Origin of the sequence: Flavobacterium beibuense F44-8, assembly GCF_000769915.1 — a bacterium.
Taxonomy (GTDB): domain Bacteria; phylum Bacteroidota; class Bacteroidia; order Flavobacteriales; family Flavobacteriaceae; genus Flavobacterium; species Flavobacterium beibuense.
In genome coordinates this window covers 88,806-105,905 of record NZ_JRLV01000004.1, presented here as the reverse complement: position 1 = coordinate 105,905, position 17,100 = coordinate 88,806, and the positions used below count along the sequence as shown (strand labels likewise).

At 39.8% G+C, this 17,100-nt stretch carries 13 protein-coding genes; 8 read left to right on the top strand and 5 right to left on the bottom strand.

Annotation, left to right across the window (positions count from 1 at the left end; all coding sequences use genetic code 11):
- Positions 1–5: 5 nt before the first annotated feature.
- A complete protein-coding gene (locus Q763_RS04075) occupies positions 6–698 on the bottom strand; it encodes an SCO family protein (protein WP_035131502.1) in 693 nt (230 codons plus the stop codon).
- A gap of 165 nt (positions 699–863) precedes the next feature.
- On the opposite strand from Q763_RS04075, the gene Q763_RS04070 reads away from it, so the two are divergent.
- Both Q763_RS04070 and Q763_RS04065 read left to right on the top strand, forming a co-directional pair.
- The gene (locus tag Q763_RS04070) at positions 864–2,915 is read left to right on the top strand and encodes a M13 family metallopeptidase (protein ID WP_084596002.1); all 2,052 of its coding nucleotides are present in this window, start codon (positions 864–866) and stop codon (positions 2,913–2,915) included.
- A 163-nt stretch (positions 2,916–3,078) separates the two neighbouring features.
- The gene (locus Q763_RS04065) at positions 3,079–3,741 is read left to right on the top strand and encodes a response regulator (protein ID WP_035131498.1); all 663 of its coding nucleotides are present in this window, start codon (positions 3,079–3,081) and stop codon (positions 3,739–3,741) included.
- A gap of 186 nt (positions 3,742–3,927) precedes the next feature.
- On the opposite strand, the gene Q763_RS04060 is transcribed toward Q763_RS04065, so the two are convergent.
- The 3 genes from Q763_RS04060 to Q763_RS04050 are packed head-to-tail and all read right to left on the bottom strand — an operon-like array spanning position 3,928 to position 6,646.
- Positions 3,928–4,716, bottom strand: coding sequence for an SDR family oxidoreductase (locus Q763_RS04060; protein WP_035131496.1), 789 nt, complete (start codon positions 4,714–4,716; stop codon positions 3,928–3,930).
- Positions 4,716–5,072, bottom strand: a complete 357-nt coding sequence (locus Q763_RS04055) for a hypothetical protein (protein WP_035131494.1) — start codon at positions 5,070–5,072, stop codon at positions 4,716–4,718. The genes Q763_RS04060 and Q763_RS04055 overlap by 1 nt, the downstream gene beginning before the upstream one ends.
- A 5-nt stretch (positions 5,073–5,077) precedes the next feature.
- Positions 5,078–6,646 (bottom strand): bifunctional GNAT family N-acetyltransferase/carbon-nitrogen hydrolase family protein, encoded by a 1,569-nt coding sequence (locus Q763_RS04050; RefSeq protein ID WP_052123218.1) that lies wholly within the window; start codon positions 6,644–6,646, stop codon positions 5,078–5,080.
- A 163-nt stretch (positions 6,647–6,809) separates the two neighbouring features.
- On the opposite strand from Q763_RS04050, the gene Q763_RS04045 reads away from it, so the two are divergent.
- Entirely contained in the window at positions 6,810–7,142 is a 333-nt protein-coding gene (locus Q763_RS04045) for a single-stranded DNA-binding protein (protein WP_035131492.1), read from the top strand.
- Positions 7,143–7,172: 30 nt separating this feature from the next.
- Here Q763_RS04045 and Q763_RS04040 read toward each other — a convergent pair whose 3' ends face one another.
- Entirely contained in the window at positions 7,173–7,919 is a 747-nt protein-coding gene (locus Q763_RS04040; RefSeq protein WP_035131490.1) for a helix-turn-helix domain-containing protein, read from the bottom strand.
- A 208-nt stretch (positions 7,920–8,127) separates the two neighbouring features.
- Here Q763_RS04040 and Q763_RS04035 point away from each other — a divergent pair, with 208 nt between their 5' ends.
- The 5 genes from Q763_RS04035 to Q763_RS04015 all read left to right on the top strand — a co-directional run bounded on the left by Q763_RS04035 (position 8,128) and on the right by Q763_RS04015 (position 17,067).
- Positions 8,128–8,523 (top strand): YbjN domain-containing protein, encoded by a 396-nt coding sequence (locus tag Q763_RS04035; protein WP_035131488.1) that lies wholly within the window; start codon positions 8,128–8,130, stop codon positions 8,521–8,523.
- A 5-nt stretch (positions 8,524–8,528) separates the two neighbouring features.
- Entirely contained in the window at positions 8,529–9,245 is a 717-nt protein-coding gene (locus Q763_RS04030; RefSeq protein ID WP_035131486.1) for a PspA/IM30 family protein, read from the top strand.
- 13 nt (positions 9,246–9,258) lie between these two features.
- Positions 9,259–9,912 carry an OB-fold-containig protein gene (locus tag Q763_RS04025; protein WP_157499310.1) on the top strand — a complete coding sequence of 218 codons (654 nt, stop codon included), beginning with the start codon at positions 9,259–9,261 and terminating at the stop codon, positions 9,910–9,912.
- Between the two features lie 145 nt (positions 9,913–10,057).
- Entirely contained in the window at positions 10,058–12,091 is a 2,034-nt protein-coding gene (locus Q763_RS04020) for a flotillin family protein (protein WP_394331007.1), read from the top strand.
- Positions 12,092–12,213: 122 nt separating this feature from the next.
- Positions 12,214–17,067, top strand: coding sequence for a DNA repair ATPase (locus Q763_RS04015; protein WP_052123217.1), 4,854 nt, complete (start codon positions 12,214–12,216; stop codon positions 17,065–17,067).
- The last annotated feature ends 33 nt before the right edge of the window (positions 17,068–17,100 follow it).

Here is a 17,100-nt window from a genome sequence, read left to right as displayed (position 1 = left end):
TAGCCTCACTTTTCGTGTTCGCAAAGCCAATTAATATCTTCAAGCAGTTGTTTTACGTTTTTCTCTCCCGGAACATCCTCATCCAAATTGGTGCCGTTATAAAATCCGCGAATCCTTCCTTCTTGGTCTACCAGTATGAAATTTTCGGTATGTACCATATCATACAGTTCGCTGGAAGTAGTTGTTTTTACTGCTAAATACGATTTTCGGGCTATGTAATAAATGTCTTTTTTGTTGCCTGTAACCAGGTTCCATTTGGCATCAATTACCCCTTTCTTTTTAGCATAAGCCTTAAGTACCGGTACACTGTCAATATCCGGTGTTACTGAGTGTGATAGTAACATCACTTTTGGATTATCTTTAATTTTATCCTGAAGCCATACCATATTATCGGTCATAATAGGGCAAATAGTAGGACAGGTAGTGAAAAAGAAATCGGCTACATATATTTTTCCTTTGTAATCATTTTGGGTTATGGTATCACCGTTTTGGTTTACAAATGCAAAGTCGGCAATTTTATGATTGCGTGCCACATACTGTATGGTGGTGTCTACCAGTTCGGGGTTTACGTCAGACGGACTGTAAACTTTTAGTGTTTTTGCCGGCTTTAGTGCATTGTAAAAAAGGGAAAGTATAATGGCGGAAATTATGAAGAATACAATGAAAAAAATCCTGTATTTTTTAAAGAATGAAAGCATGTTTGGGTAATTTTTTTGCAAATTTACAAAACGGGGCTTGATTGTTGCTCTTTTATTAATAGTTATGCATTGTTAAAGTATCGAAAACGATATATTTAACATGTTTATGCTATGCTATTTATGTTAACTTTATATTTTTGTAACCCAAGGTTTAAACTTTAAATGATGAAATTAAACAGAAATGTAAAAATCGCTACAGCAGCCCTATTTTTAGGAACAGCGGTTTGTAGCGCTCAAAAATCAGACAGTCATGGTATTAACCTTTCTTATATGGATAAGAAAGTAAGTCCGGCAGATGATTTTTTCAGATATGTTAACGGAACCTGGATTGACCAGACCGAGATTCCCGGAAACAAAACCCGCTGGGGTAGTTTTGATGAGCTAAGGGAAAATACAAATAATGACGCTCTTGAAATTTTAAAGACTGCGGCGGCAGACAAAACTCTTAAAGCCGATACCGATGAAGGTAAGGCAGCACGTCTTTACAGAACTATTATGGATACGGTTACCCGTAACAGAATGGGAACTGAGCCTTTAAAACCATACTTAAGAAGAATAGATCAGGTTAAAAACGTACACGATCTTCAGCAGTTATTAAGCGACATGGAGCCGGAAGGCGGAATGGGCTTTTTTGGTATTGGTGTAGGTGCTGATGCTAAAGACAGTAATAAGAACACTCTTTACCTTGGTATAGGTTCACTTGGTTTACCGGACAGGGATTATTATGTTTCTGACGACGAAGATTCAAAAGAGAAAAGAGCTAAGTATGAGGAGCATGTTGCCAGAATGCTTAAGTACATTGGTTACAACGACAAGCAGGCTAAAAAAGCAGCAGCAAATATTCTTGCCTTTGAAACGGCTATGGCAGAGCCAAGACTGGACAGGGTAGAGCGTCGTGACAGCAGGAAGACCTATAACCCAATGGCGATTGAAGATTTGCAAAAGCTTACTCCAATAATCAGATGGGATAAATTTCTTAAAGATACAGGTATAGGAAATGTAGATACTATTGTAGTGTCTCAGCCAAGATACATGAGAGCTTTACAGAATATTTTAGCTAAAGGTGATGTGGATACATGGAAGGATTACCTGAAATGGACCCTTTTAAATAAATCTACCGGATACCTTACTACTGATATTGAAACTGCTAACTGGGAGTTTTACAGTAAAACATTAAGAGGTGCTCTTAAAGAGGAAACCCGCGATAAAAATGCACTTCAAACCATTAACGGTACTGTAGGTGAGGCTTTAGGTAAGCTATATGTTGCTAAAAAGTTCCCTGCAGAGGCTAAGGAAAAAGCAGAGAGCATGATTAAAAACGTTATGCTTGCTTATGAGAACCGTATTAACAACCTTCCGTGGATGGCAAAAAGTACAAGACAAAATGCTATTGATAAACTTAGAAGGTTAAAAGTGAAAATTGGTTACCCTGACGAATGGAAAGACTATTCTGAGCTTACTCTTAAAGGCCCGGAAGATGGTGGTACTTTCTTTTCTAACATGAAGGCTGTTGCCCGTTGGAGATTTGAGCAGGATAAAAAAGACCTTAAAAGACCGGTAGATAAAAACGAGTGGCACATGGCTCCTCAAATTGTAAATGCTTACTTTAACCCTTCATACAACGAGATTGTTTTCCCGGCAGGTATATTACAACCTCCGTTTTATGATTATAAAGCAGATGAGGCTGTTAACTATGGTGGTATTGGGGCTGTAATAGGTCACGAAATTTCTCATGGTTTTGATGATAGCGGTTCACGTTATAATGCAGATGGTAACCTTGTTAACTGGTGGAGTGACGAAGACCTTGAGAAATTTACAGGTCTTGGTGGTGCACTTGCCGATCAGTACAGCCAACTGCAGCCATTACCGGGTATTTATGTAGACGGTAAATTTACCCTTGGTGAAAACATTGGTGACCTTGGTGGTGTAAATGCTGCTTACGATGGTTTACAGCTGTACCTTAAAGAGCATGGTAATCCGGGTCTTATAGATGGGTACACGCCAGAACAGCGTTTCTTTATCTCATGGGCAACTATATGGAGAACAAAAATGAGAGATGAAGCGATTAAGAATCAGGTGAAAACCGACCCTCACTCTCCGGGTATGTACAGAGCTTATGTGCCATTGCAAAATATTGACGCTTTCTATAAAGCATTTGATATTAAACAAGGCGATGGTATGTATGTTGAGCCGGATAAACGTGTTAAAATTTGGTAGTATAAAATCTACAAATTGCATACAAACAAAACCCTACGGATTCCCGTAGGGTTTTGTTTTTCAGATAAAAACATAATCATGTGTTAAATGCGGGTTTCCCGTAACGCCATTAGTTATTTAACATTTAATTTTGTTTCACCTGAAAATAAATGATATAGCCGTATTGAAAAATTCCTTACACGTTCTTGCTATTGATGATCATGTGGTAGTCCTGGAAGGGTACCTCTCCATATTTAAGAATCTTGAGATAGCACAGCCCCACAGGTTGAAGTTTACTAAAGCAACTGACTGTAAAACAGGATATGAAGTTATAGTAAATCAAACCGAACCCTTTGATGTCGCTGTTATTGATTACAGCATTCCTAATTTTCCCGAGAAGAAACTTTTTTCGGGGGAAGATATTGCCATGCTTGTACGTAACCGGATGCCTAAATGCAAAATTATTATGATGACCATGCATAAAGAAATGGACATTATGGAAAGGATATTGCATAAAGTGAATCCTGAAGGTTTTATAAACAAAAGCGATTGTAGTACAGATGAACTTATTGATGGTTTTAATAAGGTGATGAAAAACGAAGTTTATCACTCAAAAACTGTTAGTGACCATATTAAACGCATAGAAAAAGGCATAGTGTTTGATGCTACAGATCTGAAAATAATTCAGCTACTTTCTAAAGGGATCAAGAATAAAAACCTTGAAAAGTATATACCGTTATCTTCCAGTGCAATAGAGAAGAGAAAGTATAAATTAAAGCGTGCCCTGGATGTAAAGGGTGACGATGAAGATCTTATAAATACTGCGAGAAAACTAGGCTACATATAGGTAGGGATAATTGCCATTTCTGATTTGTTATAAAAAGATTATTCCTGTTAAAAAAAATATGTAAAAATAAGGAAAACCTTACAATTTGGTTTTCCTTAAGCCGTTTCTATATCTAAATTAACCATCACCTTACTTTAATTTATTAGTTCACCGCACAAACATGTACATGTTTGTGCGGTTCTTTTTTTATAGGCTGTAGCCTAAAGCCGTTTTTATTTTTTGTGACGATATTATTTTTCCTGCAGTATTATTGTCTTCCGTAAATTCAGGCAAAGGGAGTTGCATTTCCTGCGCTTTTTGAGTGTAGTACTCCTTTCGTGTAGGATGCTGGGATAAGGCTGCATTGAAAACTTCTCCCCAACTGTTTTTGTTTATAATAGCCTCTATAACCCCTATACAGCTATCACGATCTATTAAATTTACCGGAGCATTAGGCTGTTGCAGGTTTTGTTTGCCGGCTAAATGATATACCGGATGTCTTTCTCCTCCATATAGCCCGGCAAAACGTAGTGCAGTTGTTTTAAAATTTGGGTTTGAAGCAAGGAGTTTTTCGGTTTCCAGTAGTTGCCTGCCCGATTCGGTATCAGGAAACGGAAGAGTATCTTCGGTAACAATACCATCATTTTTTTGTCCGTAAACCGATATAGAGCTTACAAACAAAACGTTACTTATCCCTGCCTGTTCTATATAAGGAATAAGCTGTTCTATTTTTTTGGTAAAATTTTCGCTTCCTTCCGTTCTTAATTTTGGCGGAATATCGATAATTAAAATATCACTTTTGTTAAGAAACTCTGCCACATCTCCATCTACTGATGTTGAGGTTAGGGAAATTAAATAAGGCTGTATGCCTTTGCTGTTTAATAGTTCCAGCTTTTCGGGTGAGGTAACCGATCCTTTAACGGTAAACCCTTTTTCTATAAATGATTCGGCAAGCGGTAGCCCCAGCCATCCGCAGCCTAATAATGAGATCTGCATTATTGTGAAATGTCTTTTTTAACCAGTATATAATAATCGTTTTCAAGTGGCATGTATCCCTGTTCGTAAACAAAGTAATAGGTGTTGCCGTTTTTGGTTTGCAGCAGGTTAGTAAAATAATCAAAATCAAACCCCTTTGATAAAAGCTTTGCCTTTGTTGTTTTGGTTTTACCCTCTACATTAATCCCTGCAAGTATACGGTAGTTTTTGCGCAAACGGTTATTAATGTTGCGCATATAATTATTACTGTCTTTGTTTATTTTGTTATTGTAGGCGTTGCGGCAGGCATCGCTGCAAAACTTTTTATCTTCACGACCTACAATAATATCTCCGCACTCTGGACAGGTTCTGGACATTGCATTTATTTTTTGGTTGATGTGTTATCAGTAGGAGCCGGTTTGGTAATGTTTACCTTTTTAATTTTATATAAATCGTCCCTTCGGTCTTTTAAAATACGAACGCTACCATACTCATGTAGTTCTTTTAAAAGGTTGAGGTCAACGTCTACAATAAGCGTCATTTCGGTATTCGGTGTTGTTTCGGCTTTCACCCCGTTTGAAGGAAAGGCAAAGTCAGACGGAGTAAACACAGCTGTTTGTGCATACTGAATATCCATGTTGTTTACCCCCGGCAGGTTACCCACACATCCGGCAATGGCCACATAACATTCGTTTTCAATAGCCCTGGCCTGTGCACAGTGTTTTACTCTGGTATATCCGTTTTGTGTATCGGTAAGGAAAGGTACAAACAATATATCCATACCCTCATCAGAAAGTAGTCGTGACAATTCCGGGAATTCCACATCATAGCATATCATAATACCTATTTTTCCGCAATCGGTATCAAAGGTTTTGATTTCGTTACCGCCTTTCATACCCCAGTAATGTACCTCATTCGGCGTAATATGTATTTTGGCATACATTTCACTACTACCATCTCTTTTACAAAGGAAACCTACATTATACAGATTACCGTCTTCAAACATTGGCATGCTTCCGGTAATGATATTTATATTGTAGGATATAGCCATTTCCTGAAAGCGTTTCTTGATAGGTTCGCAATAGCGGGCAATTTCCCTAATAGCATCGGCTTCACTAAGATGGTTAAAGTCGGCCATAAGCGGAGCCACAAACAATTCCGGGAAAAGCGCAAAATCACTACCGTAACCCGATACCGCATCGATAAAAAACTCTGCCTGCTCAAACAGGGCTTCAAGATTAGCCAACGGACGCATTTGCCACTGTACCAACCCAAGGCGGATGACACTCTTTACGGTATTAATAAGCTTAGGGCTTTTATCGTAATAAATGTTATTCCATTCCATTAGTACGGCATATTCCTGCGAACTCTTATCACCTTCAAGGTAGTTGCGCATTACGCGTATAACGTGGAAGTCATTACTCAGCTGGAAAGACAGCACAGGGTCATGTAATTCTTTAAGCCGTACCTTGTCTATATATTCTTTAGGGGTAAGGTCTTTGGAATGTTCGTTATAATTAGGAATCCTTCCGGCAAATATTATAGATTTAAGATTTAATTGTTCGCACAGTTCCTTCCGGGCATCATACAAACGCCTGCCTAATCTAAGTCCGCGATATTCAGGGTGTATAAACACATCAATACCATAAAGTACCTCTCCGTCATAATCGTGTGTTTTGAACGACGAGTTTCCGGTAATCTTATCATAGGTATGTGTGGAAGTAGCCTTTTTATAATCGACAATAAGTGAAAGGGCAGATCCCACTACTTTGCCGTCTACCAAAATAACAAGTTGGCCTTCGGGGAAAATCTTCAATAGTTTTTCTATATCCTTTTCTGTCCAGTAAGGCTCTTCCATGTCATTGTATGCATGCTGCATGGAAATTTTTAACTGTTTGTAATCCTCAATCTGAAGGTTGCGTAATTCAACCTTATTTATCTCAATCTGCATAAATTTTTGGTTTTAAGTAAATATACGACAAAAAGCCATTTACAAACGTTTACAAATAGTTATAACCGACAGTAAATAGTTAAAAACCGGTTAAAGTTTTAAGGTTGACACATCTTTGTACTGTACAGTTCAAATAACATTAACATTAAAAAAAGTATACGCCATGAATGCATTAAAAAACAAAGTACAGTTAATAGGTAACGCTGGTATCGACCCGGAGATTAAAATTTTTGAGGGCGGTAAGAAATTAGTCCGATTGATTATTGCTACAAACGAAACCTATTATAACGACAAAGGTGAAAAGAAAACCGATACCCAATGGCATACAGTAACCGCCTGGGGCAAAACTGCTGAGATTATAGAGAAATATGTAAAGAAAGGGAAAGAGGTAGCTATAGAAGGTAAGCTCACACATAGAACTTATGATGACCGTAACGGGGATAAACGGTATATAACCGAAGTTATAGTAAGTGATGTTTTGCTTTTCGGTAAATAAAAAAGGCGCTTTCAATAAGCGCCTTTTCTATTACCATGGTTTTTGCCTTAATGAGGCTATAGTATTTTCCATTTGCTGTAGTCGTTGTTCCAGTGCATTGTCTCCGCTGTGCATGGTGTAGCGAAAAACATGTACTATTCTCCAGGCCGCTTTAATATCTCCGGTACTTATTAGCACAGGTTCCACGCCGGGGTGATTTGCTGTTAGCATTACCGTATTATTATTGTAGGTAAGTTTCCTAAAGTAAATTTGATTGTTAGCAACAATTACGCTTAGCTCGCCTGCCAGAGTTGCTAATTCGGTTAGCGCAACCGTGACTCCTATTATAGTATCTTTTGGGAAAAAGCCGTTAGATCCGCCACTCATAGTGAGGTCATCTATCACAAAAGCCATCTTGTCCTTGCCCGAAACATGAGGTAGTTTTATAGTTGGTAAATTTTCATTGCTAATATTATTAGCAAAGTCATTCAAAAAATGTTGTTTTGCCTCTTCAGTTATACAAGGTATACCGTCAAAGCTATCGCTATTGTAAGATGATTCTGTAGTTATAGCTTCGTTAAAGCGTAATAAGCGGTTTACTGTTAGTTCTGTTGTGAGTAGTTCATCTAACCCAATGCTAAAATAATTAGCAATTTTTACAGCTGTATCTATTTTAGGATTACTTCGTCCTTCTTCATATGCTCCAAGCGTAGCACGCTTTAAATCAAATAGATCGGCGAATTCCTGCTGACTCATATTCCTTACACTTCGTATCTTTTTTAGGTTCTTTCCAAACATACTAAAAATATTTTTGCTAATTTTATTTGCAAATTATGTTAATTGTTGTAAATTTGTACTAACAATATTAGCAAATGTAATAAATAATGCTAATATGGTGAGCATGTTAAGTTAAAAAGTTGTAAAAAATGTTTAAAAAACCTTTGAACTTAACTTGGTAAAAAACGGAAAAACAACGAGTTTTATAAAATTATTTAATACCTGTAAGATGAAAGATTATTTTGGAGTGGTAAAGAATTACCTGAATGAGCTTCAGCTGGAAATAAAATACGAGAATGCCAAAGACGGTGTTTTTGTTGTAAACAGCGAGCAGGACGGTATTGTTAACCTTATTATATGTGTAGCGCATCCTATCGTTATTTTTGAGCAGTTCCTGTTTGAGATAAAGCCCGATGCTGTGAATGTATTTAAGGAGCTGCTTCAAAAAAACCGCGATATTATTCATGGGGCTTTTGTTCTGGATGATACAGGTCGAAAAGTAATTTTCAGAGACTCACTTCAACTCGAGAATTTAGATCAGAATGAGTTTGAGGCAACATTAAATTCGCTCAGCCTGCTGTTGAGTGAGTATTCGGAACAGATTATTAACTTTTCAAAAAACTAAAAGCTATGAAATTTCTAAGAAGATTATTTAAAATCGGGCAGGCCGAAGTGCATCATACGATTGACAATATGGAAGACCCTATAAAAATGACCGAACAGGGAATTAGGGATATGAAAGATGATCTTGATAAAAGCCTGGAAGCACTGGCTCAGGTTAAGGCTATGAGTATTCGTGCTAAAAACGAAGTGGAACAATACGGCAATACTGCCGAGGATTATACCGAGAAAGCCATGCTTATTTTAAAGAAGGCACAAAAAGGTGAAATGGATACAACTGAGGCCGACAGGCTGGCTACCGAAGCGCTGGTTAAAAAAGAAGAGGCGCTGGGTCACCAGAAAAGAGCCGAAGGCGACAAAGAGAAGTTTGACCAAAATGTGGTACAAATGGAGGCCAATGTGCAAACCATTAAGCATAATATAAGCAAGTGGGAAAACGAACTTAAAATATTGCGTTCAAGGGTTAAGGTGGCCGATGCTACTAAGAGCCTGAACAAGCAAATGGCAAAAATAGACAGCAACGGTACTATATCACTGCTGGAGCGTATGAAGGAAAAAGTGAATCAAGAAGAGGCACTTGCCGAAGCTTATGGTGATATTGCCAGTGCATCTAAATCAGTAGACGATGAAATTAACAGGGCTGTTGATGTTAAAAAAACAAAAGCTACCAGTGAACTCGAAAAGTTAAAAGAGCAACTGGGCTTAGGTAACAGTCCGCAAGAGTAGTAAACAAAAAACAATGAAGGAATTAATAGAAATTTCTTTTTCACCTGTCAATGCGTTTTTCTCCATTATGTCAATCATAATGGTACTGTACTGGCTATTGGTTATCATAGCGGGACTGGATCCTGATTTGTTTAGCGTTGATTTTGACGCGGCAGATATTGATACTGATTTTAACAGTGATGTTACCGGGAGTGAAAACGCGACAGAAGGCAGCGGATTTATGAGGGTGCTGGAGTATTTTAATTTTGACGAACTCCCGCTCATGTTCATAATAACCATTATCTTTTTTTCTATGTGGTTTATAGGGGTTAACGTTACCTATTACATCGGGATAGAGAGTATATGGCTGGGAATACTGCTGCTTATTCCAAATTTTGTACTGAGCCTTTTTATTGTAAAGCTTATAAGCAAACCTCTGGGATACCTATACAAACAGGTAAACCATAAAGGTGAGCCCGAAATAGATTTTTTAGGAAGAAGATGCAGTGTTGTATCTGCCATAGCAAACGATAAGATAGGCCAGGTGGAACTGACGGTAAACGGAGATCCCATAAAGATTTATGCTAAAAGCAATACTGAAGAAAAACTAGTAGCAGGACAGCAGGCGGTTATAGTGGGAGAAAGTGAAGACAGGAAATTTTACCTCGTTGAAAAATTCGAATATTAAAAACTAACCAATCATGTTATCAGTTATCTTTCAATTTATTGCGGCCGTTACGGCTGTGATACGGACTATTATTGAATATATTTTTTAACCAATTATTATACAAACACTTTAAATTAAAATGGCAGGAAATGCATTACTCATTGGTATGATTGCCGGAATCATAGTATTCATTGGCGCTTTGGTATGGATAATATCCATGTACAAAAAAATTATACAGGGCAAGGTACTGGTACGAACCGGTGCCGGAGGAACTAAAGTATTCTACAATGCCGGACTGGTAGTTCCGGTACTTCACAAAATGGAGATCATGGATATCTCTGTTAAAAAACTGGATGTAGAACGTACAGGGGCAAACGGACTTATTTGTAAGGATAACGTGCGTGCAGACATTAAAGTTACATTCTTTATCAAAATCAACAAATCTACTGCCGATATTATCAATGTGGCACAAACCATTGGCTGCGAGAGGGCATCGGAAATAGATGTACTTAGAAACCTGTTTGATGCCAAGTTTTCGGAAGCATTAAAAACAGTAGGTAAGAAATTTGATTTTGTTGAACTGTATGAAGCACGAAGTGAATTCCGTGAAGAGATTATCTCAATTATTGGTACCGATCTTAACGGGTATATACTTGACGACTGTGCTATAGATGATTTGGAACAAACTCCAATAAGTCATCTAAAAGCAGATAACATTCTTGATTCTGAAGGTATCAAGAAAATTACCGAGCTTACTGCGGCACAAAACATAAAATCTAACCTTATCAGGAGGGATGAGGAGAAAACCATTCGCAAGCAGGACGTTGAGGCACGTGAGGCTATCCTTGCGTTAGATCGTCAGTTGGCAGAGAAGGAAGAACAGCAAAAACGTGAAATTGCAAATATCAAAGCCCGTGAAGAGGCAGAGATTGCTAAAGTAGCCGAAGAAGAAAGACTTAAATCGGAAACAGCAAGAATCGCTACTGCCGAGAAAGTTCAGGTGGCTGAAGAAAACAAAGACAGGCTTGTAATCGTAGCGGCTAAGAACAAAGAGCGTACTGCGGCTGTAGAAACCGAAAGGGTAGAAAAAGACCGCGCGTTGGAGCAAACCGAAAGAGAGCGTATCGTTACACTGGCTCAAATTGAGAAAGATAAAGCTGTTGAGGTAGAGCGTAAAAACATACAAAATGTTATCCGCGACAGGGTTGTGCTTGAAAAAGGTGTGGTTCAGGAGCAGGAAAACATGAAGGATATCGAAGCTTTCAAAGAGGCAGACAGAAGGAAAAAAGTGGCTGTTACTCTTGCAGAGAAAGAAAGTGAAGAGATGTATATTAAACGTCTTAAAGCTGCTGAGGCTGAGAAAGAGGCTGCTAAGCAAAAAGCAGAAGAAATTAATATTGAGGCTGCCGCTAAAATGGCTGCCAGCGAGAAAGAGGCTGAGGCAAGAAAAATACTTGCAGATGCTAAAGCTAAGGAAGATGCTACTTTAGGATTATCTGAAGCTCAGGTAATGCATGCTAAAGCTGAGGCTAGTGAAAGACAGGGTATTGTTGAAGCTATTATTATCGAGAAAAAAGCCCTTGCAGAAGCTGCCGGTATTAAAGCGAAAGCAGAAGCTGAAAAACAACTTGGTGTTGCTGAGGCCGATGTAATAAAAGAGAAAGCTCTTGCAGAGGCAAGCGGTATTGAAGAGAAAGCAGAAGCGATGAAGAAACTTGACGGTGTAGGTAAAGAGCACGAAGAGTTCAAACTACGCCTAAACAAAGAACTTCAGGTAGACCTGGCTCATATAAACATCCAGAAAGATATTGCCGATGCACAGGCTAATGTGATTGGTGAAGCACTTAAAGCTGCTAAAATTGATATTGTAGGTGGTGAGACTATGTTCTTCGAGCAAATTGTTGGACAAATCACTAAGGCTAAAGGGTTTGACAGGCTTGTGAACCACTCTGAAAACATTACCGAGATTAAAGATGCGGTACTGGGCGAAGGAGGCGAAGGCAGTGAGAATCTTTTAGAGAGAATAAAAGGTTTTGCAGATAAATACGGAATCACATCTGAAGATATTAAAAACCTTACAGTAGCCGGATTATTAATGGAACTGCAAAAACGCAGTAACGACGAAGGTGAGCAGGGCTTGTTCTCAAAACTTATGGATATGGCTAAAAACCTTGGCCTGTCTAACAAAAAGCTAGGATAAGTTTTTATTTGATTTTTTATATTTTTTTCCCGCACAACTTGCCACTGTGCGGGGATTAACCCTTCTTTTTCAAAGACATTGCGCCCCGGCGCAGTACTTAACTTATTAAAACTAAACCAACCATGAGTACACTGGAAGGCGGTACATATGAAATTATACGCAGCCGTCTTGAAACCCAAAAAAACGACCTTTTGGGCAGGCTGCACAAACTTAATGAGGCACGGAAAGAGGTTTTTGGCAGCATAGAAACTAAACTTATAGCCAACAACAGGATTATTACCGATAACAGCTGTATTCCCAGTGATATAGTAACCATAGGTGATAAATGTATTTTTGGCTACAATGTGCACTTCGGGCTGCGCACTGATATTAAGACCGAAGACGTATTCAGTATCTATTCTTATCAGGACGGGGAATTCGTTAAGCAGGGGCTTGACCTTATTGCAGACGAGACTTTCCTTACAGATTTTTTTAACCTGTACAAATACTACAGGGATACTGAGTTCCGTAAGTTCTTTATAACAGGAAACTACCTGCACATGGTTTTCCAGATAAGTGACAGGATAAGTGATGTAAAAACTTTTAAATGGCTAATTAAAGACAATAGCCTGGTCTACCAGGATAACAGGAGCGATCATGAATATCGTTTTCCAAGGCAGCATGATTTTAACTGGCAGGAAACCACCCGCGATATGCATAGGTACGGCAAGCATCCGCACGTGTCCATACTGGACAGGATGTTTGTAGAAACTGTGGGCGGAACGCTAACCATAAAAATTGAAGATAATACTGCTACGGGTAAAGGGATTTATGACGAAGAAGTTATTCATCCTGACCAAACATTAGACGACGGAATCTACAAGTTTGCCGATTTGGGTAACCTTGTCACCTTACAGATTAAGCCGTTTCAGGAGGAGGCCAGGTTTTTTATCTATAATCATAAACTGCAGGAGGTTAGAAAGGTAGACAGTCTTGCTACATCGGCAATACTTTTGCCCGATGAGCATGGTGTCATTTTCTCTAACGGATATTACCTGCAAACAGGCGAGTATAAAATTTTTGAAAACAGTTTGGAAAATCTGCTGTTTCAGGAAAGGATAGCCTCGCCAAACGGAGAAGATTTCCTGTATGTGTTTTATGAGGAAAAATACGGGCAGTATGTATTAATGTCCTATAACCTTATTACACAACAGGTAAACACCCCTATAATCTGTAACGGTTTTACACTGTTGGAAAACGGGGAGCTGTGCTACTTTAAGGCTTCGGAAGAGCAAACTAAAAACCACCTTATACAAATTTGGCAAACGCCTTTTGTTAAGGGAGATATTATGCCTTCTCAGCACAAGGACAGTTACATTTACAAAATAGGCAATAAGGATATTGTTAAGGCCATGGCCGACAGCCAGTCTATTATTACCCTGCTTAATAAGGATGATGATTATGACGGGTTGTATGCCGACCTTACCAGGCTTTCACGAAACATTCTGGATACCTATTACTGGATTACGTCAAAAGAGACTTTTGAACTCAACCTGCCGCTTACCGAGATACGCAACACGGCAAACGCAGCGATAGACGAGTTTGAAAAGGTAGTCCAGTTAAGGCAAAATGCCCAAAAGCTTACAGATGAGCTGAAGCAGAAAGCCCAAACGTTATTTGAAAAAATAAAGAGTTCGCCGCTTGACGACATAGATGTTTTTGTGGAAGATCTTGCCGGGTTACGCACACTTCGCGGGGAGGTAATCAGCCTGAGGGAAGTGCGCTATACCGATGCCGACTTTATCAATAAGCTGGAAGAGGAGATTGTAGAGCAAACCGAGGTGATTTCGCAAAACTGTGTACAGTTCCTAATGGACGAGAAAGCGCTTGTACCTTACCACAAGCGTGTAGAGGAAAGGCAGGGAGAACTGGAAGACATCGCTACGGTTATCGAAGCGCGTAAACTGGAAGATGAGGTAAACGGTATTACTGCCGACTTGGAAATGCTGATTGACATAGTGTCCAATCTTAAAATTGAAGATACTTCTCAGTCTACCCAAATTATTAATACCATATCCCTGATTTTTGCCACTCTTAACAGGTTAAAGGCAGAGATAAAGAACAAAATATCCTCTTTGGGAGGTAAAGAGGCGAAGGCCGATTTTGCAGCCCAGATCAAACTGATTGACCAGAGTATTGTTAATGCACTGGACAGGGCAGATACTCCGGAGAAAACAGAGGAACTGCTTAATAAGATATCAGTTCAGCTTGAGGATTTGGAAGCACGTTTTGCCGATTACGAGGAGTTTACCGAATCGATAATTGAAAAAAGGGAAGAGGTTTATGCTGCTTTTGAAGCAAAAAAGAACGGACTTACCGAAGCCCGAAACAAAAAGGCTGTTGCTATTGAGAACGCTTCGCAGCGTATTCTTAAAAATGTGGCAGCAAAGGCACTTACATTTAATTCGGTTGAGGATATAAACGGCTACTTCGCTTCCGACCTAATGATTGCCAAGCTTCGTGATTTGGTAAAACAACTGGTGGAACTGGAAGATACCGGGAAAGCCGAAGCGATTGAAACCGAACTGAAGTCAGCTCGTGAAGATGCCCTTCGCAAGCTTAAAGACAGGCAGGAACTGTATGAGGACGGAGATAATATTATCCGTTTCGGTAACCACAGGTTTGCGGTAAACAAACAACCGCTGGACCTTACCATAGTGTACAGGGACGGAAGGCTGAATTACCACTTAACGGGAACCGATTTCTATCAGGAACTGAAAAGCGAGAGCCTGCTTTCGTCACAAAAATACTGGAATCAGGAACTGGTTTCAGAGAACGATAATATTTACAGAGGTGCTTACCTGGCGTATAAGATATTCAGGAATTACAATGCTGAAGAGTTAAACGACTTTACCGATGAGCAACTGGCAAAACTGGTTAGTGATGAAACCTCAAAAAACTATACCGAAGGTTATGTAAAAGGGGTTCATGATGCCGATGCCAATAAGCTTTTAAAGGTACTGGTAACCAAGCATCATAAATTGGGACTGTTACGCTACAGTCCGGTGGTTAGAGCCTATGCACAATTCTTTTGGTATAGTTTGCCGGAAGAGCAACGCAATAAGCTAAACAGTAAAATAAAAGCTGCGGGAGGGGTTTTAAGTATCTTCCCAAATAGCACAGAGTTTGATTATATAGTTGAAGAACTTACGCAGGAAACAGAAAAATTCCTGACTAAGGGAACCTTAAACAAAGCAGGCAGTACAGATGCATATACCATTGCCGGTTACCTGTTTGAGGAACTTAAAAATGATGATGCCTTCAGTATAAGCCATAAAGCTTCGCAACTGGCCGATAGCTTTATAAAAATGCTGGAAAACAGGGGTGCAGCTGTGGCTTTTCGACATAATATTGAAAATGCCCCCGATACCGAAGCCGCCATACAGCTGGCAACCCAATGGGTGTCGTCGTTCCTGAGTCAAACAGGACAGCAGGACAGTAACGAATACATTAGTGAGGTAGCAGCATTGCTGTTATACAGGCATGAGCTTGCTGAGAAAAAAGTAAGCATTGAGCCCGATGAGGATATAGCAGGGCTTGCAGGTTCTCATAATACGATAACCGATGGGGTTTTCAAATTCCATTACCATCGTTTTACCGAACTTATGGAAAGGCATTTTACTGTTGATGTTCCTGCATTTGAGGCTTTCAGGGCAGAGCGGCATAAGCTTACCCAGCAGCTTAAAACCGATTTGAGGCTTAATGAGTTTATGCCAAAGGTATTGACCTCGTTTGTGCGTAACAAACTTATCGATCAGGTGTACCTGCCGCTATTTGGTGATAACCTTGCCAAGCAGTTGGGTAGTGCAGGCGAGAACCGCCGTACCGATCGTTCGGGGATGCTCTTGCTGGTGTCGCCACCGGGGTATGGTAAAACTACCCTTATGGAATATCTGGCAAACAGGCTTGGGTTGGTGTTTATGAAAATAAACGGACCCGCCATAGGTCATGAGGTAACCTCGGTAGATCCTTCGTCGGCAAATAATGCCGCCGCAAGGGAAGAACTTAAAAAACTGAACCTTGCTTTGGAAATGGGTAATAACGTGATGCTGTATCTGGATGATATTCAGCACTGCAGTCCGGAGTTCCTGCAAAAGTTCATTTCGCTTGCCGATGGTACCCGTAAGATTGAAGGTGTGTATAACGGACAGCCTAAAACGTATGACATGAAGGCTAAAAAATTCTGTGTGGTAATGGCGGGTAACCCGTATACCGAAACAGGAGAGAAGTTCCGTATACCGGATATGCTTGCTAACCGTGCCGATATTTACAATCTGGGTGATGTTATTGGCAATACAGCACAGCTGTTTGAACTGAGCCTTATCGAAAATGCGCTTACTTCAAACCCGGTACTGGCACAACTGGCATCAAAAAATATGGACGACCTGTATCCGCTTATCACTATGGCCGAAACCGGTCAGCGTGACGGGTTGGAGCTAAAGGGCAACCACACCAAACAGGATATTGAGACTTACATCTCACTACTGGATAAAGTGATTAAGGTACGCAGGGTGGTGCTTAAAGCTAATGCAGCCTATATAGCATCGGCAGCGATGGAAGATGCTTATCGTACCGAACCGCCTTTCAGGCTACAGGGATCGTACCGTGATATGAATAAACTGGTGGGTAAAATTGTACCTGTTATGAATGATGCCGAGATAGATACCTTACTCTTATCGCATTATCAAAACGAAACGCAAACGCTTACCAGTGCGGCAGAGGCAAACTTGTTAAAGTTTAAGGAAATGACAGGTATGCTGAACGAAGAAGATAAAGAGCGATGGACTTCCATTAAGGAGACCTTCGTGAAAAATAACAAGCTGAAAGGCTTTGGAGACAAGAACGAGATGGCGCAGATGCTTTCGCAGGTAATGGAATTTACCGAGCATATAGAAGGCATAAAAGAAATACTGCGCCAGGGGCTGAGGGAGAAATAGTTATGAAAGAGAAAGCGGGGCAATTGCCCCGCT